Annotated in this window: 23 protein-coding genes and 4 pseudogenes; 15 read left to right on the top strand and 12 right to left on the bottom strand. The window is 39.3% G+C overall.

Annotated elements, in window-relative coordinates:
- Window positions 1–218: 218 nt before the first annotated feature.
- A complete protein-coding gene (locus MKL32_RS04150) occupies window positions 219–1031 on the bottom strand; it encodes an IclR family transcriptional regulator (protein ID WP_004953262.1) in 813 nt (270 codons plus the stop codon).
- A 299-nt stretch (window positions 1032–1330) separates the two neighbouring features.
- Between MKL32_RS04150 and MKL32_RS04145 the strand changes: the two are divergent.
- The 9 genes and pseudogenes from MKL32_RS04145 to MKL32_RS04100 form a co-directional block, all read left to right on the top strand.
- A pseudogene (locus tag MKL32_RS04145) lies at window positions 1331–1411 on the top strand (hypothetical protein); the annotation flags it as partial.
- Window positions 1412–1798 (top strand): annotated as a pseudogene (locus MKL32_RS04140) (oxidoreductase C-terminal domain-containing protein); the annotation flags it as partial.
- A gap of 173 nt (window positions 1799–1971) precedes the next feature.
- Complete coding sequence (locus MKL32_RS04130) at window positions 1972–2469, top strand: cupin domain-containing protein (protein ID WP_112986169.1); 498 nt, start codon at window positions 1972–1974, stop codon at window positions 2467–2469.
- 31 nt (window positions 2470–2500) lie between these two features.
- Window positions 2501–3316, top strand: a complete 816-nt coding sequence (locus MKL32_RS04125; RefSeq protein ID WP_126132189.1) for an alpha/beta fold hydrolase — start codon at window positions 2501–2503, stop codon at window positions 3314–3316.
- A gap of 16 nt (window positions 3317–3332) precedes the next feature.
- Complete coding sequence (locus tag MKL32_RS04120) at window positions 3333–4127, top strand: SDR family oxidoreductase (protein ID WP_126132188.1); 795 nt, start codon at window positions 3333–3335, stop codon at window positions 4125–4127.
- 9 nt (window positions 4128–4136) lie between these two features.
- Window positions 4137–4928: pseudogene (locus MKL32_RS04115) on the top strand (aspartate dehydrogenase).
- A gap of 11 nt (window positions 4929–4939) precedes the next feature.
- Window positions 4940–6406 carry an aldehyde dehydrogenase gene (locus MKL32_RS04110; RefSeq protein WP_270900247.1) on the top strand — a complete coding sequence of 489 codons (1467 nt, stop codon included), beginning with the start codon at window positions 4940–4942 and terminating at the stop codon, window positions 6404–6406.
- A 39-nt stretch (window positions 6407–6445) separates the two neighbouring features.
- Window positions 6446–8085: pseudogene (locus MKL32_RS04105) on the top strand (thiamine pyrophosphate-binding protein).
- 147 nt (window positions 8086–8232) lie between these two features.
- A complete protein-coding gene (locus tag MKL32_RS04100) occupies window positions 8233–9423 on the top strand; it encodes a hypothetical protein (protein WP_126132186.1) in 1191 nt (396 codons plus the stop codon).
- Between the two features lie 67 nt (window positions 9424–9490).
- Here the strand turns inward: MKL32_RS04100 and MKL32_RS04095 are convergent, their stop codons facing one another.
- Window positions 9491–9976, bottom strand: a complete 486-nt coding sequence (locus MKL32_RS04095) for a winged helix-turn-helix transcriptional regulator (protein WP_004913171.1) — start codon at window positions 9974–9976, stop codon at window positions 9491–9493.
- Between the two features lie 180 nt (window positions 9977–10156).
- Between MKL32_RS04095 and MKL32_RS04090 the strand changes: the two genes are divergently transcribed.
- Both MKL32_RS04090 and MKL32_RS04085 read left to right on the top strand, forming a co-directional pair.
- On the top strand, window positions 10157–10597 hold the full coding sequence (locus MKL32_RS04090) for a PaaI family thioesterase (protein WP_204379171.1): 441 nt from the start codon (window positions 10157–10159) through the stop codon (window positions 10595–10597).
- A gap of 96 nt (window positions 10598–10693) precedes the next feature.
- Window positions 10694–11377 (top strand): glutathione S-transferase family protein, encoded by a 684-nt coding sequence (locus MKL32_RS04085; protein ID WP_270900246.1) that lies wholly within the window; start codon window positions 10694–10696, stop codon window positions 11375–11377.
- 62 nt (window positions 11378–11439) lie between these two features.
- Here the strand turns inward: MKL32_RS04085 and purB are convergent, their stop codons facing one another.
- The 9 genes from purB to MKL32_RS04040 all read right to left on the bottom strand — a co-directional run bounded on the left by purB (window position 11440) and on the right by MKL32_RS04040 (window position 18933).
- Window positions 11440–12828: an adenylosuccinate lyase gene (purB, locus tag MKL32_RS04080; RefSeq protein WP_004913155.1), complete on the bottom strand. Its 1389-nt coding sequence runs from the start codon at window positions 12826–12828 to the stop codon at window positions 11440–11442.
- Window positions 12829–12931: 103 nt separating this feature from the next.
- Window positions 12932–13663 (bottom strand): high frequency lysogenization protein HflD, encoded by a 732-nt coding sequence (hflD, locus tag MKL32_RS04075; RefSeq protein WP_042891916.1) that lies wholly within the window; start codon window positions 13661–13663, stop codon window positions 12932–12934.
- Window positions 13664–13681: 18 nt separating this feature from the next.
- The gene (mnmA, locus tag MKL32_RS04070) at window positions 13682–14815 is read right to left on the bottom strand and encodes a tRNA 2-thiouridine(34) synthase MnmA (RefSeq protein ID WP_199955213.1); all 1134 of its coding nucleotides are present in this window, start codon (window positions 14813–14815) and stop codon (window positions 13682–13684) included.
- 4 nt (window positions 14816–14819) lie between these two features.
- A complete protein-coding gene (locus tag MKL32_RS04065; protein ID WP_270900245.1) occupies window positions 14820–15308 on the bottom strand; it encodes an NUDIX hydrolase in 489 nt (162 codons plus the stop codon).
- An 83-nt stretch (window positions 15309–15391) separates the two neighbouring features.
- The gene (locus MKL32_RS04060) at window positions 15392–16069 is read right to left on the bottom strand and encodes a DUF2625 domain-containing protein (protein ID WP_126132182.1); all 678 of its coding nucleotides are present in this window, start codon (window positions 16067–16069) and stop codon (window positions 15392–15394) included.
- A 45-nt stretch (window positions 16070–16114) separates the two neighbouring features.
- Window positions 16115–16651: a gamma carbonic anhydrase family protein gene (locus MKL32_RS04055; protein ID WP_126132181.1), complete on the bottom strand. Its 537-nt coding sequence runs from the start codon at window positions 16649–16651 to the stop codon at window positions 16115–16117.
- Window positions 16652–16746: 95 nt separating this feature from the next.
- Window positions 16747–17895, bottom strand: coding sequence for a D-alanyl-D-alanine carboxypeptidase PBP5/6 (dacC, locus tag MKL32_RS04050; protein WP_004913142.1), 1149 nt, complete (start codon window positions 17893–17895; stop codon window positions 16747–16749).
- 114 nt (window positions 17896–18009) lie between these two features.
- Window positions 18010–18411, bottom strand: a complete 402-nt coding sequence (locus MKL32_RS04045) for an MCR_0457 family protein (protein WP_004959481.1) — start codon at window positions 18409–18411, stop codon at window positions 18010–18012.
- Window positions 18412–18558: 147 nt separating this feature from the next.
- A complete protein-coding gene (locus tag MKL32_RS04040; RefSeq protein WP_004959478.1) occupies window positions 18559–18933 on the bottom strand; it encodes an MCR_0457 family protein in 375 nt (124 codons plus the stop codon).
- Window positions 18934–19036: 103 nt separating this feature from the next.
- Here MKL32_RS04040 and surE point away from each other — a divergent pair, with 103 nt between their 5' ends.
- From surE to MKL32_RS04025, 3 genes are all read left to right on the top strand, one after another.
- Window positions 19037–19807, top strand: a complete 771-nt coding sequence (gene surE / locus MKL32_RS04035; RefSeq protein WP_004959475.1) for a 5'/3'-nucleotidase SurE — start codon at window positions 19037–19039, stop codon at window positions 19805–19807.
- A 108-nt stretch (window positions 19808–19915) separates the two neighbouring features.
- Entirely contained in the window at window positions 19916–20728 is an 813-nt protein-coding gene (locus MKL32_RS04030; protein ID WP_126132179.1) for a peptidoglycan DD-metalloendopeptidase family protein, read from the top strand.
- A 137-nt stretch (window positions 20729–20865) separates the two neighbouring features.
- Complete coding sequence (locus MKL32_RS04025) at window positions 20866–21795, top strand: LysR family transcriptional regulator (protein ID WP_126132178.1); 930 nt, start codon at window positions 20866–20868, stop codon at window positions 21793–21795.
- A 43-nt stretch (window positions 21796–21838) separates the two neighbouring features.
- Here the strand turns inward: MKL32_RS04025 and MKL32_RS04020 are convergent, their stop codons facing one another.
- On the bottom strand, window positions 21839–24469 hold the full coding sequence (locus tag MKL32_RS04020) for a Lon protease family protein (RefSeq protein WP_270900244.1): 2631 nt from the start codon (window positions 24467–24469) through the stop codon (window positions 21839–21841).
- A gap of 314 nt (window positions 24470–24783) precedes the next feature.
- On the opposite strand from MKL32_RS04020, the gene MKL32_RS04015 reads away from it, so the two are divergent.
- Window positions 24784–26961 (top strand): AmpG family muropeptide MFS transporter, encoded by a 2178-nt coding sequence (locus MKL32_RS04015; RefSeq protein ID WP_126132176.1) that lies wholly within the window; start codon window positions 24784–24786, stop codon window positions 26959–26961.

Below are 26961 nucleotides of genomic sequence, written 5' to 3'. Positions count from 1 at the left end.
AGGATTGGTGTAATGGTAGCATGACGGTCTCCAAAACCGTTCGTCAAGGTTCGAGTCCTTGATCCTCTGCCAAATTAATAAAAAAGCCCTTGTTTGATACAAGGGCTTTTTTATTTCGCAGTATTTTGAAATTAATTTACTTTGATGAGTATTCACTAAAAATTTTAATGAATACACTCAATGTCTAAATGTTTTAGAAAAATGATCTTAATCTTAGTCTAATAAATAAATTTAGAAATTTTATCCGCTGTTTGGATAACCATCTCTGCAATTTCATTTTTAAAATAGTGTTCTTCATAGGTTGCTAAAGGGCAGCTTACAGACAATACAGCAGTCATTTTTCCTGTAGATTGTTTGAAAATTGGAGCGCCACAAGCTGCCATATCATGATTGTAATGTCCCCAACTGACCATAGATCGCTGTGTTTTAACAAAACTGAGGCGTTGAAGTAGCTCTTTAAGATTCTTTGGGGTGAGTTCAGAAAAAGTTTCCCATTGGTTGAAATTTTTATAGCGATCACGGATTTCAGTTTCAGATAAGTCTGCTAATAGCATTTGTCCAATCACAGTCGCATGAGCAGGCCAGCGAGTGCCTAGACCTATATTGCTAGTAAATGTTCCATTCGATTGCACATTGTTGATAAAGACAATATGTGTACCTTCTAAAATGGACAAATGTACTGCAAGTTTAGTTTGATCGCGTAGTTCCTTCATCAACGGTGTTGCTAAATCTAAAAGAGACTGTTTAGACAAACTGTTAAAGCCGAGTTCCATCACCTTTGAATCAAGTGCATAGGTTTTTTGAGATGCTTTTCTAAGAAAGCCACATGATTCTAACGTGTAAATCAGACGGAAAGCACTAGAACGATTTACATCCAAAATTTCAGCGATCTCAGTGATCGTCATTTCTTGAGTTTGTTGATCAAATGCCTGCAAAATTGCTAAGCCTCGTACCAAACCGGGTACTAAATAGCGATCATCATTTTTTGTGAGTTCAGATTCTTGAGAGTCTGTTTCTATCGTTTGGTTCATCAGCTTAATTTTCCTAGAAAAACGCAAAGCATTAAAAATTTAATTTTCTTAAGAATCTATTCTAACTGCAAAGTAGAGTTAAAAGATAGTTTTATATATAAAACAAAATTTTCTAAGTAAAACGTAAATGAATGTGTAATAAATATCAAGCTTATGATTTTAAACAATATATATAGTTTTACATAAAAAACATCATAGGAGTATTTTTATTAAAGTTTGTTATATCAAATAATGTTTTATATATAAAACAAATGAGGATGCAAGGATGAGTTGGATCTCAGTTTGTCAGCAAGACGACGTATGCCAATACTGGTGCAAGCTGGTTACGTCTCTCGATTCCTTATCGCAAAGATTTTGGTCCAGGTGGCGAGTTCTGGATTGATGTCGCAATCCATCCAAGTTAAGGTTATTGCATTCAGTCATGGGCAAATGCGCAGAACCAAGCAATTGCAGCTGCAAAATCGATGTTGGGCATGGAAACAGAATATACCGATATTCCTTGGTTATGGTCAGATCAGTACCACTTCAATATTCAAATACTAGGTAGTTACCAACCTGAAAGAACAGAACAGATTGTGGTGAGAAAAAGTGCAGATGATCAATGTAGCTATCTGTATTTAGATCATCAAAATTGCTTAATCAATATGATTGCAATCAATGATTCAAAATTAATCAAACTGGCTAAACGTTGGATGCAGTCCAATACCGTATTAGACCCAAAATTATTAGCAGACCCTAAATTTAATGTCATGAAATTAAAACCATAAACATTTAATTCCGGTTCATAACTCAATCGAAGGAATGAAGTATGAGTAATGAAGAGAAAAGTGGATTTAAGCATTGGGTTCCTGCTTTTGTCCTGATGGTATGTGTTGTTCTCGCATTTTTCGACAAGATTAGTATTGCGGTTCTATTTGCAGACCCACACTTTCAGGGTGCAATGGGAATTGCTGAAGATAAGGCGAAACTGGGTTGGCTAAACACACGTATTGCGCGTTTTGAAACACGTAAATATGACTTCGATGCGTTGAAGTTCCAAGCAGATTACGACCCGAAATATCGTCGTGCGCAAATGCGTTATATGGGAACTGGAGCAACAGGTGTAGTCAATGATGGCAATACAGTTCCAGCCGAAAACTTTACCTTTTCAACCATGGTGTTACCTGCGCAATGCGAAGGTCCATTGCATATCCACCACGATGTGGAAGAAGTGTTTTTCATGTTACGTGGTGAGATTGATCTGTTCATTGAGCATAACGGTGAGAAATTTCAAACCAAATTGAAAGAGCGTGATCTGATTTCAATTCCACCGGGTATTTATCGTGGTTTGTTTAATCCAGGTCAGGAAGATGCCTTGATGTGTGTGATGTTAGGTGCTGGAAAACCAACTATTCCAAACTATCCACCTGAGCATCCATTGTCTCAAATCAAACGTTAATCAAAGCGATTAAATATAACAAAGGAATGAAATGATGACTTTGATTGACACTTTAGCCCAATACCCAGTGAAAACCATTGAGGTTGATGGTCAGGTACAAGCCTATCGCGAAGCTGGACACGGACAAGCACTGATTCTTTTACATGGTATCAGCTCAGGTTCTGCTTCATGGGTCAATCAGCTTGCTGTACTCAGTCATCATTTTCATGTGATTGCTTGGGATGCGCCAGGTTATGGCTTATCTGAGAACTTAGATACGGAGCAGCCAAATGCAACCAATTATGCTCAGCGAGTACTAGCGATTATGGATGCATTCGCGATTTCTAAATTCATCATTATAGGTCATTCATTAGGTGCATTACAGGCAAGTGCTTTTGCCCATCTTTACCCTGAACGAGTTGAAACCCTAATTATTGCCAATGCGGCGCAGGGTTATCAACGCTCGGATGAGGATACCAAAGCACAGGTTTATCTGAAACGCCCAAATATGTTGAAAAGCTTGGGCAATGCGGGGATGGCGGCAAGCCGTGGTCCACATTTAATTTATAAACAAGACCCTCAAGCACTGGCATTGGTCAGTGAGGTGATGGGGCAGCTTACTTTAGACGGTTTTACGCGAGCATCATATTTGTTGGCGTATGACGAGATTAGAAATTATTTAACAGATCTCAAAGTTCCTTGTGTGGTGATTGCGGGTGATAAAGATGAAATCACGCCTGCTCAAGCCATCATGGAATTGGCGATAGAAATGCAATTGAGCCTATGTCATCTCATTACAGATGCAGGTCATCTGAGTTATGTCGATCAACCTGATCAGTTTAACGACATTGTTTTATCGGCAAATTAATTAGAGAGATATGGATATGAGCTTCCAAGTTGAAGGAAAAGTAGCAGTTGTCACAGGTGGCTCGTCAGGCATTGGTTTGGCTGCTGTGGAAATTTTAGTTGCAGAAGGTGCAAAGGTCGCGTGGTGTGGTCGAGATGAAGCGCGTTTAGCCGCATCGAAACTTTATATTTTAGAGAAATACCCACACGCCAATATTTACACCAGTATCTGCAATGTTTTGGACAAAGAAGACGTTAAACGATTTGCAAAAGATGTAAAGCAAAACTTAGGCAATGTCGACATGTTGATCAATAACGCGGGTCAAGGTCGTGTGTCGAATTTTGAAAATACCCAAGACGAAGATTGGATGAAAGAAATTGAACTGAAATATTTCAGTGTATTACATCCCGTTCGCGCATTTTTAAATGATTTAAAAGATTCAGCATATGGCTCAATCACCAATGTGAACTCATTGTTAGCGTTGCAACCTGAACCCCACATTATTGCAACCTCATCTGCACGTGCTGCGCTACTAAATTTAACGCATTCACTGGCACATGAATTTACTCAATATGGTGTGCGTGTGAACTCAATTCTTTTGGGTATGGTGGAGTCAGCACAGTGGAAACGCCGTTTTGAAACACGTTCAGACCCAAATCTGTCATGGGAACAATGGACAGGCAATATTGCTAAAAATCGTGGTATTCCGATGCAACGTTTAGGTAAGCCCGAAGAACCTGCACGTGCCTTGGTCTTTCTCGCATCGCCTTTAGCATCCTATACCACAGGTTCAACTCTTGATGTCTCTGGCGGATTCAATAAGCATTTATAAGGTGTGCACATGAAACAGTTGATGATGATTGGTTTTGGCGCGATGGCAGCAGAAGTCTATGCCCATATGCCGCAAGACTTACAACTTAAATGGATTGTGGTACCGGTACGGAGTGTTTAAAAAGTTCAGGCGCAAGTTTCATCTGAAGTACAAGTGATTAGCTCGATTGATGAGTGTCAGGGTACACCTGATTATGTGATTGAAGTTGCGAGTCAAGCTGCGGTGAAAGAGCATGCGCAAAAGGTTTTGGAAAAGGGTTGGACTATCGGGTTGATCTCAGTTGGAACTTTAGCGGATAACGAGTTTCTGATTCAGCTAAAAAATACAGCTGAACAACATGATGCCCACTTACATCTTTTGGCAGGTGCGATTGCTGGAATTGATGGAATCTCAGCGGCGAAAGAAGGTGGTTTGGAAAAGGTCACTTATAAGGGCTGCAAAAGTCCAAAAAGTTGGCGTGGTAGCTATGCAGAGCAATTGGTTGATTTAGATCAGGTGAGCGAAGCAACGGTTTTTTTCCGTGGTACGGTTCGTGAAGCTGCATTGAAGTTTCCAGCCAATGCCAATGTTGCAGCGACGATTGCGCTTGCAGGTTTGGGTATGGATGAAACTATGGTGGAACTCACAGTTGATCCAAACATCAATAAAAACAAGCACACCATAGTGGCAGAAGGTGTGTTCGGTGAAATGACAATTGAGTTGGTGGGGGTACCTCTGGCGAGTAACCCGAAAACATCGACATTCGCTGCACTCAGTGTGATTCGTGCCTGTCGCAATAGTGTTCAAGCAATTCAGATTTAAAGGATTTGATCATGGTAAAGGAAATTTATATCGCTGGAGAATGGCGATTAGGTCGAGGTGACACGATACAAAGTTTGTTTCCAGCAGATCAATCTGTGAATGCTGAGATTTCAACGGCGAGTTTGGATGATGTCAATGAAGCGATTGAAAAAGCTGATCTGGCATGGCGTAAGGCGGAGTGGCGCAACAGTATGCCGCATGAACGTGCTCGGATTTTGTATAAAGTGGCTGACATTATTGAAGCGCGTGTTGATGAACTTTCAAAGCTACAAACCAGAGACAACGGTAAACCACTGGCTGAGACGCGTGCCTTAACAATGAGTGCGGCTGCAACTGCACGTTATGTCGCAGCGGCGTGTGAAACCTTAAATGATGAGTTAACCACACAACGTGCGCCAGATTTTATGACCATGAGTGTGCATGAACCTGTTGGGGTTGTGGCAGCGATTACACCATGGAATTCACCGATAGCCAGTGAAGTGCAGAAATTAGCACCTGCATTAGCAGGTGGTAATGCAGTCATTTTAAAACCAGCGGAAGTGACTTCTTTGATCGCACTGGAATTAGCAAAAATCTTTGAAGAAGCTGGTTTACCTAAAGGTTTATTGAGCGTGCTCGTTGGACGTGGTTCGGTGATTGGTGATGCGATCGTAAAGCATCCATTAGTACGCAAAATTTCATTTACAGGTGGAACAAGTACGGGGCGTCATTTAGCACATATTGCCGCTGACAAGTTGATTACAACGTCTTTAGAACTTGGTGGAAAATCACCAACTATCGTCATGCAAGATGCCGATATTGAGCTAGCAGTGAAAGGTGTGGCTTATGGCATTTTCAGTTCTGCAGGACAGGCATGTATTGCAGGATCACGTTTATTTGTACATCGCAATATTTATGATCAATTCTTAACGCGTCTGGTTGAAATTACTAAAGGCTTGCGTGTTGGACATCCTGAAACCGCAGGCGTCCATTTGGGTTCTTTGATCAATCCTAAGCATTTAGCTTCTGTGGATGCTTATGTTCAATTGGCCAAAAAAGAAGGTGGTCAAGTTCTAGTTGGTGGTCAGGCATTGACGGATGGTGAATTGGCAAAAGGTAGTTTCTATTTACCGACCATTATCACAGGCCTCGATAACTCAGCTCAAACCTGTCAGGAAGAAATCTTTGGTCCTGTATTGGTAGTGATGAAATATGACGATGAAGCAGATTTGATTGCACAAGCCAATGACAGTTTTTTTGGTTTAGCCGCTGGGATTTGGACTGAAAACTATCGTAAAGCTTGGCAACTTGCACGTGCTCTAGAAGTGGGAACAGTCTGGATCAATACCTACAAAAAATTCTCAATTTCTGCACCTTTTGGTGGTTTCAAAGAAAGTGGAATTGGACGTGAAAAAGGTCGTTTAGGCATCTTGGCGTATATGCAACAAAAAAGCATTTATATGGGATTAAGCGAACAGCCAAATCCTTGGTGCGATTAATAAATTCATGGATAGAACAAGTTTTTGAGGAATATAGTAATGACAGAACGTGTAAATGTAGGCGAAGCAATCGCTCGAGTTTTAGAGGCGCACCAAGTAGATAGTATCTACGGCGTCATTTCAATTCATAATTTACCAATTGCTGATGCCTTAGGTCGTCGTGAAAAAATTCGCTTTGTGGCGGCGCGTGGTGAAGCAGGTGCAGTGACGATGGCAGATGGTCATTCACGCTTTAAAGGTTTGGGTGTTGCCTTAACCAGTACTGGTGCAGGTGCAGGAAATGCGGTGGGTTAATTGATTGAAGCGATGAACGCAGGTAGTCCAGTGTTGCATTTAACAGGTCAAGTTGAACGTGAATATTTAGATCGTGATGCAAGTTTTATTCATGAAACCAAAGATCAACTGACTTTCTTACGTGCATCGAGCAAAGCTGCTTTTCGTATTACCAGCCCTGATAATGCAGTTGGCGTGATTCGTGAAGCGATTCGTGTCGCAACGACTGTGCCTATGGGGCCAGTCAGTGTTGAGCTACCGATTGATGTGCAAGCAGCAGAAATTGATTTACCACTGAATCTAGGTCCTGTCAAAGCACTGGAATTACCTCAAGCAGATCAAGTTGAAGTCGATTTGATTGTTAATGAAATCAAAAAAGCCAAACGTCCAATTTTTTGGATCGGCGGTGGTACGCTTAATAGTGTAGATGAAGTTAAAGCAATAGCTGACTTGGGTATTCCAGTAGTATCTTCAACCCATGCGCGTGGTGTGCTAGCAGATGACCATCCACGTAGCTTAGGTGCATTCCATAACTCTGCAGGCGTTAACAACTTTTAAAAGATGCCGATTTATTGGTTGTAGTCGGGTCGCGTTTGCGTAGTAATGAAACTAAAACCTACTCAGTGCAGTTCCCTGAAAATATTATTCAGGTCGATGCTAATCCTGTTGCACAACAACGTAGTTACAAAATTCGTAATTTCATTTGTGGTGATGCCAAAGATGTGTTGCAACGTGTTCTCACAGGTTTAGCAGGCGTATCTAAAATAGATACTGAATATGATGCAGCAGTTGTTGATGCGAAACAGGCAGCAATCAATGCTTTACGTACACAGCTTGATCAATATGCGTTGATCTGTGATCACCTTCGTGTAGCACTACCACAAGATGGCATTTTTGTTCGTGATATTACGATGTCAGGCAGTACGTGGGGCAGTCGTTTATTCCCAGTATAAGCACCAAACCAAAATATTCACTCTTTAGCAGGGGCGATTGGTCTCGGTTCAGCAACAGCAATTGGTGCTTCAATTGCCAATCCAGACAAAAAAGTGATCGGTTTAGTTGGTGATGGTGGTTTGATGCTGGGTATTGGTGAGATTGCGACGATGCCGTAAGAAAATACCAATATGGTACTGATGATCATGAATGATGGTGGTTATGGGGTCATGCGTGGTATTCAAAATAATTACTTCGGTGGACGTCAGTATTTCAACGAATTACACACACCTGATTACCAGGCCTTGGGTGAGGCGATGGGCGTGAAAAGCTGGAAAGTCGGCAGTGCATATGAGTTTAAAACAGTCATTAAGCAGGCAGTTGATTTCCAAGGACCAAGTGTGATTGAGCTAGATATGAATTCAATTGGACCACTGAACTTTGCAGGTCCACCACAAAAGAAATTGTATTGAGTAATTTAAACATTGGTTGAGATGACTGATGTTAGAAAATTTGTAGGCAAATTTTTTTGCCTACAAAACAATAAAAAACTATGTTTTACAGGTAAAACAATAATCCAAGCCAACAGGACGGTTGGTATCGAAGCGAAGGAATATGATATGAAAAAGACATTAGTCATGATGCTTGCAGCACTGTCGATGAGCGCGGTATCAAATGTATATGCACAAAGTTCAGCACTGGAATGGAAAAGTGAGGATGGGGCGGATTCTGTCAGGCTTGGTGGAGTGGTGCGTTTGAATCAACGTTATGAAAATTGGGAGGGGCCAAATGGAGGTTTTGGAAAACTCTATTTTGATATTTTTCGAGTTGATCTGAAAGGCAAGTTTGATGATGCCTATTTCAATGCCAGCTACCTTTTCCAAGATCAAGAGAAGCGTTCAATTGAAAAAGCCTATGTGGGATATCATTTGGATGAACATAACAGCATAGAAGCAGGTTTTGTTTATAAACCCTTTGCAATTTATCCCTATCCGCAAAATGGATGGACTTATCATATTCCATTCTTTTTGGGTTATGGGAATAACATCGCTCCAGGTTTGAACTGGAATTTCAACAACAAAGATTGGGATGTGAAGCTAGGCTATTATCCTGAGATGCTCGCAACTAATCTTCGATATTTACCTGAAAGTGCGACTTATGATGATTTGGCTGAAAATGCATTTCCAACACAAAAAGCCTATCAAAATGAAAAGCGTCATCAAGTGAATACACGGATTGTTCGTAAGTTAGAAACTGAATTTGGTAAGCAAGAAGTTGGTGTATCAGGTGCAATTGCTCAATTACATAATAAAATCACGGATGACAACGGCAAATATTATGCAGTGGGTTTGCATACTGATAATAATTACAAACGTTTCAATGTTCAAAGCTCAGTGATTCATTATCAATATGATGCAAAAAATCCAGATGGTGTAAATGATGATATGAACTTGATGGGTGCAAATGGTTTAACGCCAGCATATTTCATTGCTTCCGAAGGAACTATTGCGAGTTTAAACCTCGCATACACATTACCTGTGCAAGATATGGGCAAACTCAAAGCAATCCGTTTTTACAATGATTATAGTTATTTAGATAAAAAACGTGAGGATTGGTCTGACTCGCAGATGAATACTACAGGGATGATGTTTATTGCTTCACCTTTCATGGTATGGGCGGATTACACTTGGGGGAAAAACTCGAATATTATCGGTGGAGCTACCAATGCTACAGGTTTTACCTCTACGGTTTCGCCAAACAGTGATAAATGGCTTTATCGCATCAATTTGAATATTGGTTTTAGTTTCTAATTTTAGGTCCAAATGAAGAGTAATCATCATTACTCTTCATTCTTTAATAAGCAGAACAGTTGAATACCTATTTATTTACAACCTTCTCTACGACCTGATCCATTTCCATTGCATCATAATAGGCTAGGGTGTTTTTCGCAGTTAACTCACCATGACAGTGCTGACATGTCATGGTTGCTTTAGTCTTATGACCGCAGTCTTTATGCAAATATTCCAAAATTGGATATTTATTATCTTCATTATGCCAATAATTGCCCCATGTCGTGACTGCCATAATAATTGGATAGAGGGCTAAACCTTTGTCTGTAAGTTTGTACTCGTAACGTTTAGGTGCTTCTTGATATAACACTTTTTCAAAAATTTTATTTTCAACTAAGCGATTCAAACGCTCAGTGAGTAAGTGCCGTGTGATACCGAGCTGCTTTTGAAAATCATCAAAACGACGTGTGCGAAGAAAAGCATTGCGGATAATCAAGAGTGTCCATCGATCACCGAAAATCGATAAGCTACGCGCAATAGGGCAACTCATTTCACCCAATTCATGCCATTTCATGTTTAACCTCTATTGATTCGCTTTGAGATAAGCAGATCGCTATGACTGTAATTGAACGTAGATAATCATAACGTTGACAAATTATCTTAGCATAGATAAGGTATTGTTAATAAGTTCTAAATTAGAACCAATGTTGTTGCAGTCGTAAATGTACGATTTACTCTTAAAAGGGAAACTTCAATGAATCCATTAAAAATGACAGGTTTGGAAATCATGCAAGCATTTGCTCAAGGTCATTTTCCTGAGCCAGGAATTGCAAAGACAATGCCGATGAAACCTGTAGAAGTTGAACAGGGACGAATCGTATTTAGTGCGATTGCTGATGAACGACATACCAATCCATTAGGCGGTGTGCATGGTGGTTTTGCAGCAACAATTTTGGATTCAGTCACAGGTTGTGCAACACATACAGTATTGGCTGCTGGTGAGTCATATGGCACAACAGACCTTAATATCAAAATGTGTCGTCCGATTCCATTTAATACTCCGTTGATTGCAGAAGGAAAAGTCATTAATGTTGGGCGTAATCTTGTGATTTCAGAGGGTTATATTCGCGATGAGGATGGAAAATTGTATGCACATGCAACTGCAACAAATATGATTATTCGCCGTTCAGTGTGATTTTAAGATTATTGTTTTGAATGGACTTGAACTTGTTATGATAGCCATGTGAAACATCATAAAAATATGTTCAGTTCATTCAAATGAGATATAAAAATGTCAAACTCTATTGTTCTACATCAGTGGGAAATTTCACCTTTTTGCCAAAAAGTTTCACGGATGTTGAAGTTCAAAGGTATTCCTTTTGAAACAATAGATTACAACGGCTTACTGGGTAGCAAAGTCCCTTTGCTTAGTAAAGTCGGCAAGTTACCTGTCGTGGATATTAATGGCGAGCGAGTTCAAGATAGCACTCGAATTGCACGTTATTTAGATCAACACTTTCCCGAGCTTCCTCGACTTTATCCTGAAGATCCTATGCAATGCGCTTACGCAGAGCTTTGGGAAGATTGGGCGGATGAAGTCTTGTATTTTTATGAAGTGCATTTTCGTGTAAGTGATAAAAAAGCGTTCAATCAAGTTGTTGAAATCAGCTCAGAAGGTCGTCCTGCATTTGAAAAGCATTTAATGAAGCCATTACTGAAATCGGCATTGGGTTTTCAAGTAAAGATGCAAGGTACAGGTCGTATGGCTCAAGCCGATATTCAAGCTGAATTTACTAGACACTTAAAACGTATTGAGTTGGTTTTAAATCAGACAGGTTGGTTGGTTGGAGATCAGCAGACGATTGCTGATATAGCAGTTGCATCTCAACTTCTAGAAATTGCTAGAACTAGCCAAAAATTTGGTGCACAAATATTAGGCTTTGCAAATATTTCAAAATGGCTCGATAATTTTTAATTTATTGATTTAAATAAAAAAGCAAAGCCGAGGCTTTGCTTTTTTATTGCTGAAATATCAGCTTAGATTTTGCTAATCAAATCATTGATTTGTTTTGCTTGTTCAGCAGCATTACCTGTATATGTAGCAGGTGTAAGCTCTGCTAAACGAGCACGTTCATCAGCTGGAACTTGAAGAAGTTCATCACCATTAACGAAGTTCACCATCATTTCACGTGTCATTGCTTGACCACGAGTAAGTGCTTTGAGTTTTTCGTAAGGTTTTTCAACATTATAACGGCGCATTACTGTTTGGATCGGTTCAGCAAGAACTTCTTGTGCTTGGTCTAAATCTTCATTTAAACGGTTAGCATTGAGTTCAAGTTTACCAATACCTTTTAAGCAAGCATCAAAAGCAATCAAGCTTTGTGCAAAACCAACACCCATGTTACGAAGAACAGTTGAGTCAGTTAAGTCACGCTGCCAACGAGAAACTGGAAGTTTTTCACCTAAGTGACCTAATACCGCATTTGCGATACCTAGGTTACCTTCTGAGTTTTCGAAGTCGATAGGGTTTACTTTATGAGGCATTGTTGAAGAACCAACTTCACCGTCTTTTAATTTTTGCTTGAAGTAACCAAGAGAGATATAGCCCCAAACATCACGGTTAAAGTCGATCAAGATCGTGTTATAACGACGTAATGCATCAAACAATTCAGCCATGTAATCATGTGGCTCGATTTGAGTGGTGTATGGGTTGAAACTTAGACCTAAAGATTCAACAAATGCTTGTGCATGTGCAGCCCAATCAATTTCTGGATAAGCAGAAAGGTGAGCATTGTAGTTACCTACTGCACCATTGATTTTGCCCAATAATTCAACATTTTCAAATTGCTTGATTTGGCGCGCTAAACGATAAGCAACGTTCGCCATTTCTTTACCCAAAGTTGTTGGGCTAGCAGTTTGACCATGAGTACGAGATAACATTGGCTGTTCAGCATGTGTTGTTGCCAAAGCAGAAATTGCGTTCAGAATTTGCTTCATGCTTGCAACAAGAACTTCACGACCATTTTTAAGCATTAATGCGTGAGACAAGTTGTTGATGTCTTCAGACGTACATGCAAAGTGAATAAATTCGCCCGCATTTTTTAATTCATCAATATTGGCAATTTTTTCTTTAAGGAAATATTCAACTGCTTTTACATCATGGTTAGTTGTACGTTCAATTTCTTTAATGCGGTTTGCATCTTCTTCAGAAAAATTCGTCACAATCGCATCTAAAGCAGCATTCGTTTCAGCAGAGAATGCAGGTACTTCGATGATTTCTGCACGATTTGCAAGTGCTTGTAACCAACGCACTTCAACAGTGACACGAGCGTGGATTAAACCAAACTCAGACAAAAAAGGGCGTAGCGCATCGCATTTGCTCGCATAACGTCCATCAAGTGGTGAGAGTGCGGTTAAAGCATTCATACAGATTCCTTAAAGTTTGTCTCTCTTGCAGAACTTTATTTATTCCTCAAGAGAGATTTATAGAGGTTGTAAAACGGTATAAAAAATTTGCTCTAGCATCGGTTTAAACGACCTGATACTGCAAACGAGCAAGAGCTTGAATATCTTGTAAAAGCTTACGTTTACTAAAGATCATACTCCATGAACTACCGCCTAGTTGTCGCCATAAATGCGCAAGTTGTAGACCTGTAAAGAGGCAAGCACGGATTCGATTTGTATGATTCATATCTTTGAAAGCTTCAGCATTACCACGGACAAGGATACGCGGATTAATTTGCCCAGCAGTTTCAACATAGGTCTGAGCTAAATTGGCAATAATACTTGGGTGCAAATAGTTATTATCGAAAAAAGACAACTGTTTTAGGATCTTTTGTTGAGCCGTTTCGATAATTTTTACGTATTCAGGATTGCTATAAACTTTCTTTTCCAACCGCAATAATGCCATAGCATAGGACATGGGAAGTTTAGCTGTCGAAAGTTTAGGGACTCTGGATTTTGGTGCAGTATTAAATGGTTGAGTAATACAACCTTCTAATGTTTTTAAACCTAGCGAAATATCAGCCAGTTGATTAAAGAAATCTAAAGTTTGAGTCGCATTGTTGGTCGCTGGACGAATATTTAAACTTGCTTTGATCAGTAGTTCAAAATAAAAATTACCACTATCTCCAATACTCTGCTGTCCCGCCATCGCAGTCATATGGGTCAGCTGAGTTGCTTGGAAGACAGCAGCCAATGCTAAAGCACGGTTTTGTCTTACATTCAACGCTTGGGTGTGCTGAAAGGGTAACTCCGCCATGCTTCGATTCCAATATCCTTAAATAAAATCTGGTTGAGGTGCATCAGTATGGTGAATGACACCACCGCCTAAGCACACCTCTCCTGAGTAAAACACCACACTTTGCCCTGGAGTTACAGCACGTTGTGGTTCATCAAACTCAACTCGAATACCATTTTCTGTATGTTCGTCACGATAAATTGTACACGCTTGGTCAGGCTGACGATAACGAGTTTTTGCTGTGCATCGGAAACCCGTAGTTGGGATTTCTTGTTCACCCGCAACCCAATCAATCGCTTCACTCCAAAGTTGTTTACTTTGCATAAGTGGATGCTCATGACCTTGTCCAATGACGAGACGATTGTTGGCAATGTCTTTGTGAAGTACGAACCATGCACCTTCTTGCGCACCTTTCATACCACCGATACCGATGCCACCGCGTTGACCGAGCGTATAGTACATTAAGCCGTGATGTTCACCAACTTCTTTGCCGTTGTCTAAGACAATTTTTCCAGCTTGAGCAGGAAGATATTGTTTGAGGAAGTCGGTAAATCGACGTTCACCAATAAAGCAAATACCAGTTGAGTCCTTTTTCTTCGCTGTTGCTAAATCAAGTTGTTCAGCAATGCGACGAACTTCAGGCTTTTCAATTTCACCGACAGGGAACAGCGTCTTATTGATTTCACGACCATGAACAGCGTGTAAAAAATAAGTTTGATCTTTATTATTATCTACACCACGTAGTAATGGTGCATAGGTTTCACCACGAGAGTTTTGTATGCTTACACCACGACGCGCATAATGACCTGTTGCAATAAAATCTGCACCTAAAGTCATAGCATGGTCGAGGAACGCACGGAACTTAATCTCTTTATTACATAGAATATCTGGGTTTGGAGTACGACCTGCAGCATATTCAGCTAAGAAATGCTCAAACACACGATCCCAATATTCCATGGCAAAGTTCGCGGTGTGCAGTTTAATTCCAATCTTGTCTGCAACGGCTTGCGCATCTGCTAAATCTTCAAGGGCTGTGCAGTATTCCGTACCATCATCTTCTTCCCAGTTTTTCATGAAAAGACCTTCAACTTGATATCCTTGTTGAAGTAAAAGCGCGGCAGAAACAGAGGAGTCTACACCACCAGACATACCGACGATGACACGTTGTTGCATCTAATTAAGCATCCAAATGAGAAGTTAATGAGGGAGAGAAAGGGTGCTCATAAATAAGCGATAAAGGATATTTCTTACCAGCGAGGGCATCTTCAATTACTTTTAAAACTAATGGGCTTCGCGCACGAGCGGATTCTTGCAGCTCTTCTAAACTCATCCAAACTGCACCGACAATATCGGTATCTAATTGTGCATTTTCCTCAACCGAGGTGACATGTGCCAAGAAGCAAAAACGATAATATGTGCGATCAGGAAACATGGGAGGGGTATAGGTATAGATACCAAGCAAATGATCTATTTCTACATGATGACCTGTTTCTTCTAAGGTTTCACGGATCGCTGCTTCAATAATCGTTTCACCGCATTCGACATGACCAGCAGGTTGATTAAACACGGTATGTACAAAGCCTTCGCTGTGTTCTTCAACAAACAGAAAACGTCCGTCTTTTTCGACTACAGTGGCGACTGTGACATGAGGTGTCCAAGCGGTCATAGAAAGCACCATGATTTTAAAAAACGTATTCTACAAAATTTGAGAGTTTTTGGCTATGGTAGTGCTGATGGGGATTCATTGAATTAATCTAAATTTTTAATTTCATTAATAATTGTATCCAGCAACCAGAAATTTTCCTCAATTGAAATAGCCTTTTTACTTAATTCATCTATATTCTTTCCTTCTAGTGTCCATAGAAAAGGATAAAATGAAAAGACCTGATTCCCGGTAAGTTCTTGAATATCAGTTTTCCAATTATTCCACCTTAAAGAGCCATAAAATTGATCGAGATCGCCATTTATACACCAATTTAAGAAATCTGAATAACCAATCTCTAAATTCTCCCATCTTAAACTGTCGGGAGCAAGATAATAAATATCACCTAAGTTTTCTCCCAAACCACCACCATTTATCGAAAAATAACCACCCAGAATATCGTCGGCTATAAGTAAATAATCAGGTTGCTTATGTTGTTGAGTGATTGTTTTACCAATATTCCATTCATGAATTCCACGATCTAACTTTTTGCTGCCAGAACCTAAAACTCTCAACCATCCATGATCAATGAGTAAACCACCAGTTTCATAAATCATAGCTCCCATTGAGGAGCGAGTCGTCACTTGGATTGAATGTAATTCACTTTCTGCTCTGTTTATATTATTAGGTAGCACTTCAAATTGATTCTTAGCTGTTTCCAACCAGCTTTTAATGAGAATCCAACCTGATTCCTTAGTATCTATTAGTTCATTTAGTTGTTTCATTGTTCTTTGAGTTCGTTAGTGTGAATTGATTAAATGGATATAAATTTAATTATTCTTATAATTATCCTTCACTTTCACATAGTTTTGCGCTGAATAAGGTAAAAATGCTTTTTCTTTATCTGTGAGAGGGCGGACTTGCTGGACTGGGCTCCCCACATACAAATAACCACTTTTTAAGACTTTACGTGGCGGCACTAAACTACCAGCACCAATCATGACATCATCTTCAATAATCACGTCATCTAAAACAACGGTATTAATACCGATCAAGACACGATTGCCAATAGTACAACCATGTAAGGTCACATGATGACCTACAGTCACATCATCACCAATTACTAAAGGTGAACCATTTGGTTTGGATTGATTTTTATGACTGACATGTAACATACAATGATCTTGTACATTACTATTTCTACCAATCTGAATCGAATTGACATCACCGCGAATAACGGCAAAAGGCCAAACTGAAACATTCTCAGCTAACTTGACATCCCCGATGACTACTGACATTTCATCAATATAACAACTCGTATCAATATCAGGGTAATGATCTAAATAAGGGCGAATGTTTTTAGCCATGAGAAAATACAATAAATAATTTGCATGAATTATAAAATAAAAAAGCATTCATACTAAATAGCATGAATGCTTGATTAGCTTGTTTACTCTAAGAATTAGAATAAGTTGCTAAGGAACTGTTTGATATGGTCGATCATACGAGCAAAGAAGCCTGCTTCTTCAACAGGTTTTAATGCAACTAGTGGTTTTTCAGCAATCACTTTTCCATCAAGACTCGCAACTAATTTACCTACAACTTGACCTTTAGCCAAAGGTGCATTCAGTTTTGGTTGAACGACGATTTGAGTTTTGATTTTGTCAGCTTGACCTTTAGGCATAGTTACGTTGAAGTTTTCAGCCAAACCGATTTGAACTTCATCTTCTTTACCAAACCATACTTTTGCTTTTGCTAAAACTTGATTTGCTGGTTGAACATTAGCAGTTTCAAAGTTTGCAAAACCCCAAGCTAATAATGTACGAGTTTGGCTCGCACGTTCATTCATGCTTGGTGTACCAAAAATCACAGAAATCAAACGCATAGGGCCACGTTTGCTCGAGGTGGTTAAGCAGTAACCAGCTTCTTCAGTATGACCTGTTTTTAAACCATCTACACTTGGGTCTGTATAGAGAAGGGCATTACGGTTACCTTGTTTGATACCGTTAAATGTAAATTCTTTTTCAGAGTAAATTGGGTAATACTTTGAGCTATCTTTAATAATATGCTGAGCAAGAACTGCCATATCTTTTGCAGTTGAGTAATGACCATCAGCAGGCATACCTGTTGAGTTGATAAAGTGTGTATTTACCATTCCAACGCGTTTAGCTTCTTGGTTCATCATGTGGGCGAATGTACCTTCATTGCCCGCAATATGTTCAGCCATTGCTTTAGAAGCATCATTACCTGATTGGATGATAATACCGCGAAGCATTTCTAGAACAGTTGCTGTTCCATTAAGCGGTACATACATACATGATTCTGTACTACTTCCACGACACCACGCAGATTCATTCATGCGTACTTGTTCGTTTTCAGTCAATTCCCCCTTCAAAAGTTTCTGCTCAATGATGTAGCTTGTCATCATTTTAGTCATTGAAGCAGGTGCAAGTTTTTCATTTTCATTTTTTGCAGCGAGAATCTGTCCTGTCTCATAATCCATTAATACATAGGATTTATTATTTAGTTCTGGTGGAGCAGATAGGACAGTTGCTGCATATGAAAAGCTTGGCAAAAGTAATAATGCAGCAAGAGCGCTTTTTTGATTCATTCTAGATCGTTCCAATATCTTGTGTGAAGCAGAAGAGCCTAGCATTTTAGGACAAAGCAAAGCCGACTTCTATGGGGGAAGTCGGCTTTTTAACACAGTATTGTAACGAATCGGTTACTTAGAATAATAATTTCGAACATCGTCGCAAATTTGGCGATTATCTTCATCAGATGCGGCTTTTGCATCATTACGTGCTTCTGTCAAAGCAGCCTGAAAATCTTTACTTTTTGCGCGCTTATTGAGTACATCAACAGCTTTTGGATCATTATCTAAATAGGCTTTAACAAGATTGTCGTAGGCTTTATTAAATTTAAGATCTTTGCCGATTAATGGAGGGCAAATTTCAGAAAGCACATAAATTGCAGCTAACTCTTGTTGAGTGACATTTTCTGAGGTCGGAGTAACTTCAATTTTTTCGGTTTCTGATTTTTTTTCTGCTGCATAAGTGGTTGCAGAAAATGCAGTAGACGCTAAGAGAAATGATAAACCCAGTGTTTTTAAAACATTTTTAGTCATAAGAAATCAAACTCAAAAACAAGACTTAAAGAATTTGAATAACTTATAGCATAACTGAGATTGAAATTTGTATCTTTGCTGTAGAAACAATGGAGAAAATGTGATCTTAAATCTGAGAAATAAAACCACATTTACCTATATCAAAACTTATTCTTCGAAATTAAGGACATCTTCACATACTGATTTTTGTTCTGATTTCTCAACTTCTGTTGCAGCAGAACGTGCATCTTTGAGCAGACTTTGAAATTCAACATCTTTTTGTAAGCTGTCTATAGATGCAGTCTTGTCCGAGTAGTTACTTAAATAAGAACCGACCATCTTTTTGATATTTTGGTCAAATTTTGCATTCTTACCGATGAGGTTTGGACACATTTCGATAAGTACTTGTGCATTTGCAATATCATCTTTGATTAATGCATCTGCTTCTTTGACTGAAACCGCTTCGTCAGCAAATGCTACAGATGCTGCTACAAGTGTGAAACTCACCCCAAAAAATCGAATAAAATTAGATAAATGTCTCATGGCAATGTAAATTTCTAATACTAAGAAGTTATAAATATATATAATTCTATGAATAATTCAATTGAAAAAACTCCCTAGTAATATTTGAAGAGACTGGAATTTAGTGAATATTTTAATTGCAAATGATGATGGTGTTTTTGCCCCAGGGCTACAAGCTTTAGCGCAGGCCTTAAAGCCATTAGGTCGAGTGGTTGTGGTTGCACCTGAAAGTGAGCGGAGTGGTTATTCTAGTGCTTTGACATTAGATCGTCCTTTGCGACCAGTTCAAATCTCTGAAGACGTCTGGGCAGTGAATGGAACGCCTGCGGACTGTGTTTATTTGTCAATGAATGGTCTATTTGATTTTGAATTTGATCTGGTTGTGAGTGGTATCAATAGCGGTGCAAATCTTGGTGATGATGTATTGTACTCAGGTACGGTAGGAGCTGCATTTGAAGGACGGTTAATGAAACATCCTGCGATTGCTGTTTCTTTGGCAGGTTCAAATGTTCGATCATATGAACACCCTCTGCATTATGCGCAAGCAGCACAATGGGTCCATGACTTTATTGCAAATGGATTGCCTATTTTACCACCTCGTCATATTTTTAATATTAATATTCCAGATGTGGCTCAAATCCAAGGTACAAAAGTGACGTATCAAGGGCGAAGAGCGCAATCTAAACCTGTAAGTAGTCATGTTGACCCTCGAGGAAGACAAGTTTATTGGATTGGATTAGCTGGAGAGGCAGTAACTGATCCTCAGGCTGTTTCTAGCAATATTCAATCAGATTTTTTTGCAGTGTCGAATGGTTATGTCAGTGTTACTCCAATTCAAATGGATGCAACGAACTACGCGATTTTAGATAATTTACATGTTCTTGTTAATGGTTAGCGGTTGCTATGTTATAACTTTGTGAATATAGAAAGTGAGAACTCGTTTTTTTTCACTTTTTTGATACTCTTAGGCGCAAATATAATTCAGGTTTCGATGAGGGTGAAGATGCATTCAAACCAAGTCTCGATTTTTCTAACAAAGAAAATGATTAAAACAATCCTATTGTCTTTATCAGTAGCAACGACAGTAATTGTGACGGGGTGTGCATCTAAACCACAATACAAAGGTGGTGCACGCTACGTGAATGCACCTAATTACTATACAGTGCGTTCAGGGGATACACTGAGTGGGATCGCAAACCGCTATGGTTTGAACTACTTAGATATTGCTGCACTGAATGATATTGCAGCTCCGTATCGAATTTATGTGAATCAGTCACTAAGACTTAAAGGCTCAGTCAGTCAGCGTACTACCTCGACGCAGGCGATTACTCAAGCAACTCCTATCCAACGTCAAACGATTAATTTACCGACTCAACAGCCAGTTGTACCAAAAACACCTGTTATTACGCCAACACCTGTCAATCCACCAACTGCTTCAACTTTGGCATCGGGTCTACGCTGGGTAAAACCTAGCAACGGTCCTGTGATTCAAGGTTTTAATTTGGCAGGTAATGTCAAAGGGACTCGTTATGGTGGAAATGAGGGTGATCCAGTATATGCAGCAGCAAATGGTCAAGTTGTATATGCAGCGGATGGTCTAAAAGAATACGGTAACTTGGTTCTGATCAAGCATATTGATGGTTACATTACTGCTTATGCACATAACAGTAAAATGTTGGTGAAAAGCGGTGAGAATGTGACGGCTGGTCAAAAGATTGCTGAAATGGGTTCTACAGGAGCGACTAGAGTCATGCTGGAATTCCAAGTTAGATTAGATGGTAAACCTGTTAATCCAACCACTGTTTTACCTAACTAAATATACATCATTATTTGTTTAACAAACTTTCAACAAATTGTTAAGAATCTCTAGTCTAGGAGTAGACTTCTCTGTATACTCATATTGATTGCTTTAATTAGAACAATAAGCATATTAATAATTTGAGAGGGAAGTCTATGCTAGATCAGTTGCGTGCAATGGGGGTTTTTGCGTGCGTTGTTGAAAAAAGTTCATTTAGCGGTGCTGCTAGAGAGCTGGGAATTACAACAAGCGCAGTCAGTCAACAAATCCGTTCTTTAGAACAAGATATGGATGTGACTTTGCTTCATCGTTCTACACGAAAATTAAGCCTTACAGAAGCGGGTCAAGCATTCTTTTTAAGCTGTCAAGAAATGCTTGCAGCAGCAGAGCGTGGCAAAATTCGCATCAATGAATTGCGCGATGATTTAGTCGGTGACTTGCGTATTGCAACGACACCAGAACTCGGTGCGCTTCATGTTATTCCAGCGCTTTCTCACTGGATGTCTGCACACAAAGCACTTGCAATCCATTTTGAAGCCGATCACCGTTATATTGATTTAATTGAAGAGCGAATTGATATTGCAATACGCATGAGCCTCAAAATCGATGATCATCAGTTAACAGCAGTGCCATTAGCACGAGTTGATCAGGTGCTTGTTGCTTCACCAAGTTATCTAAACCAAGCCCCTCCGATTTCGAGACCAGAAGATTTACGTCATCATGAATTGTTGCCTGTGACTTTAATGCAAAATTATCAGCATTTCTCATTTCGTCATGGTTTAAGTGGGGAAGTGGTAAATATTGATATGAAAACACGCTTAAGTACAAATAACGTGTTTGTTGCAAAATCATTGTGCCAGCAAGGGCATGGGATCGCGCGTATTCTATATATGGATATCCAAAAAGAGTTAGTGAATGGGTCTTTAGTTGAGGTATTACCTGATTGGAATATGCCAGCATATACCTTACATGCATTGACCTCGAAACGTGAACAATACCCAATGAAAGTCCATCGCTGTATAGACGCCTTAAAACAATATTTTTCTCAGCTTCCTGGTGGGCGTTCCTTGCAGGGCGTAGCCTAAATAAAAAAGCCATGTTCTCATCAGAACATGGCTTTTTTCCATCTTATTTTTTCTTGTGTTTACGCAGCGATTTTAAGTTTTTCGCTTGTGCGGTTGACTCTTCAGCTGCTTTTGAATCTACTTCATCTTTTTTGGTTTTTTTACGCTTTTTCTTTTTCTTTGGTTCATCATCTTCTACAGCTTCACCATCTTCAATCGCTTGCCAATACTCAAGTTGTTCCATCACAGCAGCATAGATTGAGTTTTTGCTATATCGACCTTTTTTGTCTAGTGTTCCAACAGGACGGGCCATCAGGATTTCTAAAGCTTGGTCAATCGTGTCAATTGCATGAACATGGAATTGACCACTATTAACAGCATCAATAACTTCTTGGCGTAGCATTAGATGTTGCATGTTTTGACGAGGGATAATTACGCCTTGCTTACCTGTTAGTCCTTGCAATTTACAAGCATCATAAAAACCTTCAATTTTGGCATTTACGCCGCCGATAGGTTGTACTTGTCCTAGTTGGTTCATAGAGCCTGTGATAGCCCAAGACTGATCAATTGGGATTTGACAAATAGCCGAAATTAAAGCAGAAAGTTCGGCAACTGTTGCGCTGTCACCATCAACTTGTCCATAACTTTGTTCGAATGCAAGAGCAGCAGAGAAGTGTAGGATCTGTTCACGACCAAAATGAGCTTTAAGGAAACTAGCCATGAGGAGTACGCCTTTTGCGTGTAGAGAACCACCAAGTTCTACACTTCGCTCAATATCAAGAATATCTCCACCACCTTGATAGACAGAAGCAGTTAAACGTGATGGGAGACCAAACTCAACATCAGCATAATGAATAACAGATAGGGCATTAATTTGACCTAAGCGATGCCCCGAAGTCTCAATTAATTGAGTACCTCGTGATAAGTCTTGCCAATAAAGCTCTCGTAAATAACCCAAACGGTATTGGCGATGATGTAATGCTTGATTGACATGTTGATCTGTTACGATTTTATCACCACTCTTAAAAGCGTGATGATGTGCTTCACGAATCAAATCACCCAGTGTCGAAGCATGAAGCGATAAGGAGCTTTGATCTTCAGCTTGACGACTAGAGTCAGTTAACAGTGCAGCGAGAGCAGAGCGATCAAAAGGTAAAAGTTTATCTGCTTGAACATAATCAGCAATAAGCTGCATATATGCTTGTTCGTTGCTGTCATTACGTTGTAATGTATCTGTAAAATCAGCACGAATTTTAAATACACTGCCAAGTTCTGGTTCTACTTCTAAAATTTCATAATAAATTTCAGGTTCAGCCAGTAATACGACTTTAATATCTAGTGGAACAGCGGCAGGTTCAATCGAAATACTACCTGTCAATGTCAGCATATGTTCCAAAGACGATAGTTTGAGTTGCCCTGACTTTAATGCGCGTTTTAAACCTTGCCAAGCGTAGGGTTGTTCCAGCAATTGCTCAGCCTCAAGCATAAGGAAACCACCATTTGCATGGTGCAATGAGCCTGGACGAATTAATGTAAAATCTGTCGTAATTGTGCCGTTGTGAGTGAGCTGCTCGACATGCCCAAGTAAGTTGTAATGCGTCGGGAAGTCTTCAAAAATAACAGGAGCACCACTGTTCGGTTTATTGGCAATGATGACATTGGCTTGATATCTTGAAGGAACGCGATTGAACAAAGCAGGCGTGAAATCATCTTCCTCTTGTTCTAAGATCAGTTCAACGTTTTCAATAACATCTTCAGCGTAATGCTTTAAATATTCTTCTAAACCTTTAATGTCTTTATTTTTATTTAAAATTTGTTCCATGCGAGGTAGAACAACTTGTGCTGCGATATCTCTATTTAAAAGTGAAACTTTATCTCGAGCATCATCTTCAAGATCGCCTAGATGTAAGCCTAAACGCTCTAATTTTTTCTCCATATAGCGGATATTAGAGCTTAGTTCAGAACGTTCTTTTTGGCTTAAAGCATCAATATCATGCTGTGTTAATTCTTGATATTCATTGTCGATCAATTGCATCGGCACGAAAACATGCTTGTCATTTCTTGAAATGAGTTTTAAGTCGAGTTCTGCGCCTTCTTTGGTTAATTCGGACAGTGCTTGTTGTTGTACATCACCCGTGTCTTGACGAATACGTTCAATTCGATTGTGATAGGTCTCTGCACTAAAGCGACGTTCTAATTGTTTAAGAATGGTTTGCCAAGTTTGTTGAAGTGCAGCTTGGAACTTTACGCCTTGTCCAGCAGGGAAGCGAAGTGCGATAGGTTGTCTAGGATTTTTAAAATTATTAACATATACCCAGTCATCAGGTGTTGGCATCGTTTTGGCATGCTGTTGCAGTAAACGTTTGATCATCGTCCGTTTACCAAGTCCAGCAGTTCCGACAGCAAAAATATTGTAACCTGAATAAGGCAGAGAGATTCCAGCTTCAACAGAGGCACGTGCTCGATCTTGCCCTAAAAAATTGTTGAGCGGTTTGATTCGTTTCGTCGAATTCGGAATTTTGACTAGGTCTGGAACATGAGTGAGTTGTTCCGAAGCTAGCGAGGTTCTTTTTAATGTTTCTTGTATATCCGTCTGGTCAAAAGCGCTTGGAAAGGTATTTAAATTTGCTGTAGTTGTGTTTGTTGGTGTTAAAGAAAGTGCGGTTGCAGTCATTTGATCAAGTTTTTGGGTCACTATTGATATCCAACAAATAAACGATAATTGAAATTAGAGCTATAGATGCATCTAAACATATCTCATGACTTGCGAACAAACATAAATGGTGTGATTCATCATTTAACATTTGTTGTCAATTTGGTTAGATTTCGCAGATGTTTAGAAGTATTTATAACTTCTGTTAAAGGTATACAGTTTTAGGTCTAAAGATCAAGCGAACTTGTGTTTTTTATCGACAAAACAAAACAATGGTTGCACAAAGCAACTTGCAAGCGAACACAAGAAACGATTGAATAGGCACATTCAGGCATGTTCATGGAAAATAATAACCAATGACAACACAAACCACAGGTTGGGCATCTGCATTTAAAGCATTTTTAGATCGCCGTGCTTTGATTATGTTATTTTTAGGTTTCTCAGCGGGGATACCGATTTTACTCATTTTTTCTAGCTTATCTTTATGGCTAGGTGAGGCAGGAATTGAAAAAAGTGCAGTAACTTTTTTTAGTTGGGCTGCATTAGGCTATTCTTTTAAATTTGTTTGGGCACCATTAATTGATGAGTTGCCTGTCCCATTTCTAACACGCACATTAGGGCGACGTCGAGCATGGCTGTTAATCGCACAGTGTTTAATTATATGTGCAATTTGTATTATGGCATTTTCAGACCCAGCTCTTGGTCAAAGTTATATTATTCAAATGGCGGTTGGGGCAGTATTACTTGGCTTTTCCGCAGCTACGCAAGATATTGTGATTGATGCCTATCGTATCGAGTTAGCTGAAACAGAAATGCAAACTGTCTTAGCATCGACATACAATGCAGGTTATCGCATCGGAATGATTGTTGCTGGTGCTGGAGCATTATTTCTTGCGGCTTACTTGGGAACTGCCAAGGGAAATTATATCTACGAAGCTTGGAAGTATACTTACTTAGCCATGGCAGCAGTCATGAGTGTTGGTATCATCACTACTCTAAGTATTCGTGAACCACAAGTAAATCGAATTTATAAAGAATATAAAAAGACAGATTATTATCGTTTGGTATTGGTATTTTTTGTTGCTGTTGCAAGTTTTGTCGTGAGCTATATCTATTCAGGTAATCTCACAAATTACATCACCACTTCGGCTGAGATTAAGGATACCGCAGCTTTATTTGGTTTAGAAGCGCTTCGCTTTTTGACCGCAACAGCAGTCGCTTTATTGGTTGGTTCTGGGTTAGTAAAAGCTGGTGTCGTAAATCAGCAGATGGCGAAAGAAACATGGGTTGCGCCGATTCTTGATTTCTTCAAACGCTACGGTCTAAAACTCGCTTTAGTATTATTACTGCTTATTGGTTTTTTTAGAATTTCAGACATTATAGCTGGCGTCATTTCAAATGTTTTTTATCAGGACTTGAATTTTACTAAAGAGCAAATTGCTGAAGCAGTAAAAATATATGGTGTTTTATTTAGCCTTGTCGGTGGCTTTCTTGGGGGCTTGTTGGCACAGCGAATGAACATTATGAAGTTAATGTTTGTTGGTGCTGTTTTAGCCAGTTCTACCAATTTGATTTTTATCGGCTTGGTAAACTCAGGCAAACCTTTAGCTCAGGTTGAGGTACAAATCGCAGATAAGCATTATCAAGTAGATACGGATGAGGTGGGGTATTGGAAATTATCTGTACCAAGTGAACAGTTATTAAAAGCAAAAGATATCCAAGTCACTAGTCAATATCAGCAAGAAGCGGACTCAAAGTTTCAATTAACAGTTCCATATTTGATTGCATCACAAAAGCCTCAGATTCAATTATTACCAATGAGTGGTAATGATCAACTTAGCTCAAATGACTTAAAGCAAAGTTTAGTTATTAAAGGTCAGCTTGCTGGCGTAAATGTTGATACATTAGACACAGAGCGTCCAGTTGTCATTATGGTTGACGATAAAGAAATTGTTGCTAAAGTTGATCCTCATGGAATATTCACTGGAGCAGTTGATGGGAAGGTTTTATTAAGCTCTCCAACAAAGTTAGTTAAAGCTTCAGTTAATTTTAAAAACAACAACCAAACTGAATTAGTTACAAGTAGACCTTATTTTATTGATACAGCAACACATCCAGATTCCGCTTTAGATATGGATGTTCAGCCAGTGCAAGTAATCCAACCAGATCAAAAAAGCTCAGTTGAACTTTCTGGTAAAGTCATTAAAAGTTACAGTACCTTATGGTTATATTTGGCGATTATTATGGATAATTTAGCATCTGGATTGGCTGGTGCAGCATTCATTGCTTTTTTATCAAGTTTAACCAGTGTTTCATTTACAGCGGTTCAATACGCAATTTTTAGTTCTTTAATGACATTAACGCCAAAACTATTGGGTGGTTATTCAGGAACAATAGTGAGTAATATTGGTTATCCAAATTTCTTTTTAATGACGACTTTAATCGGTATTCCGATTCTAATTTTAGTAGTTTGGGTTGCGAAATTATTACGTGATCATGAACGAAACCAAACAACACAACAGACAGGTGAATAA

The sequence above is a fragment of the Acinetobacter sp. AOR34_HL genome (assembly GCF_027854795.1).
GTDB lineage: Bacteria > Pseudomonadota > Gammaproteobacteria > Pseudomonadales > Moraxellaceae > Acinetobacter > Acinetobacter junii.
Note: the sequence above shows the minus strand (reverse complement) of the source record. Positions and strands in the feature narration are given on the sequence as shown.

Bases quoted from the DNA above. Each gene is read 5' to 3' on its own strand.
- MKL32_RS04150 (WP_004953262.1), bottom strand. From the start codon at position 1,031: ATGAACCAAACGATAGAAACAGACTCTCAAGAATCTGAACTCACAAAA.
- MKL32_RS04130 (WP_112986169.1), top strand. From the start codon at position 1,972: ATGGGAATTGCTGAAGATAAGGCGAAACTGGGTTGGCTAAACACACGT.
- MKL32_RS04125 (WP_126132189.1), top strand. From the start codon at position 2,501: ATGATGACTTTGATTGACACTTTAGCCCAATACCCAGTGAAAACCATT.
- MKL32_RS04120 (WP_126132188.1), top strand. From the start codon at position 3,333: ATGAGCTTCCAAGTTGAAGGAAAAGTAGCAGTTGTCACAGGTGGCTCG.
- MKL32_RS04110 (WP_270900247.1), top strand. From the start codon at position 4,940: ATGGTAAAGGAAATTTATATCGCTGGAGAATGGCGATTAGGTCGAGGT.
- MKL32_RS04100 (WP_126132186.1), top strand. From the start codon at position 8,233: ATGAAAAAGACATTAGTCATGATGCTTGCAGCACTGTCGATGAGCGCG.
- MKL32_RS04095 (WP_004913171.1), bottom strand. From the start codon at position 9,976: ATGAAATGGCATGAATTGGGTGAAATGAGTTGCCCTATTGCGCGTAGC.
- MKL32_RS04090 (WP_204379171.1), top strand. From the start codon at position 10,157: ATGAATCCATTAAAAATGACAGGTTTGGAAATCATGCAAGCATTTGCT.
- MKL32_RS04085 (WP_270900246.1), top strand. From the start codon at position 10,694: ATGTCAAACTCTATTGTTCTACATCAGTGGGAAATTTCACCTTTTTGC.
- purB (WP_004913155.1), bottom strand. From the start codon at position 12,828: ATGAATGCTTTAACCGCACTCTCACCACTTGATGGACGTTATGCGAGC.
- hflD (WP_042891916.1), bottom strand. From the start codon at position 13,663: ATGGCGGAGTTACCCTTTCAGCACACCCAAGCGTTGAATGTAAGACAA.
- mnmA (WP_199955213.1), bottom strand. From the start codon at position 14,815: ATGCAACAACGTGTCATCGTCGGTATGTCTGGTGGTGTAGACTCCTCT.
- MKL32_RS04065 (WP_270900245.1), bottom strand. From the start codon at position 15,308: ATGACCGCTTGGACACCTCATGTCACAGTCGCCACTGTAGTCGAAAAA.
- MKL32_RS04060 (WP_126132182.1), bottom strand. From the start codon at position 16,069: ATGAAACAACTAAATGAACTAATAGATACTAAGGAATCAGGTTGGATT.
- MKL32_RS04055 (WP_126132181.1), bottom strand. From the start codon at position 16,651: ATGGCTAAAAACATTCGCCCTTATTTAGATCATTACCCTGATATTGAT.
- dacC (WP_004913142.1), bottom strand. From the start codon at position 17,895: ATGAATCAAAAAAGCGCTCTTGCTGCATTATTACTTTTGCCAAGCTTT.
- MKL32_RS04045 (WP_004959481.1), bottom strand. From the start codon at position 18,411: ATGACTAAAAATGTTTTAAAAACACTGGGTTTATCATTTCTCTTAGCG.
- MKL32_RS04040 (WP_004959478.1), bottom strand. From the start codon at position 18,933: ATGAGACATTTATCTAATTTTATTCGATTTTTTGGGGTGAGTTTCACA.
- MKL32_RS04030 (WP_126132179.1), top strand. From the start codon at position 19,916: ATGCATTCAAACCAAGTCTCGATTTTTCTAACAAAGAAAATGATTAAA.
- MKL32_RS04025 (WP_126132178.1), top strand. From the start codon at position 20,866: ATGCTAGATCAGTTGCGTGCAATGGGGGTTTTTGCGTGCGTTGTTGAA.
- MKL32_RS04015 (WP_126132176.1), top strand. From the start codon at position 24,784: ATGACAACACAAACCACAGGTTGGGCATCTGCATTTAAAGCATTTTTA.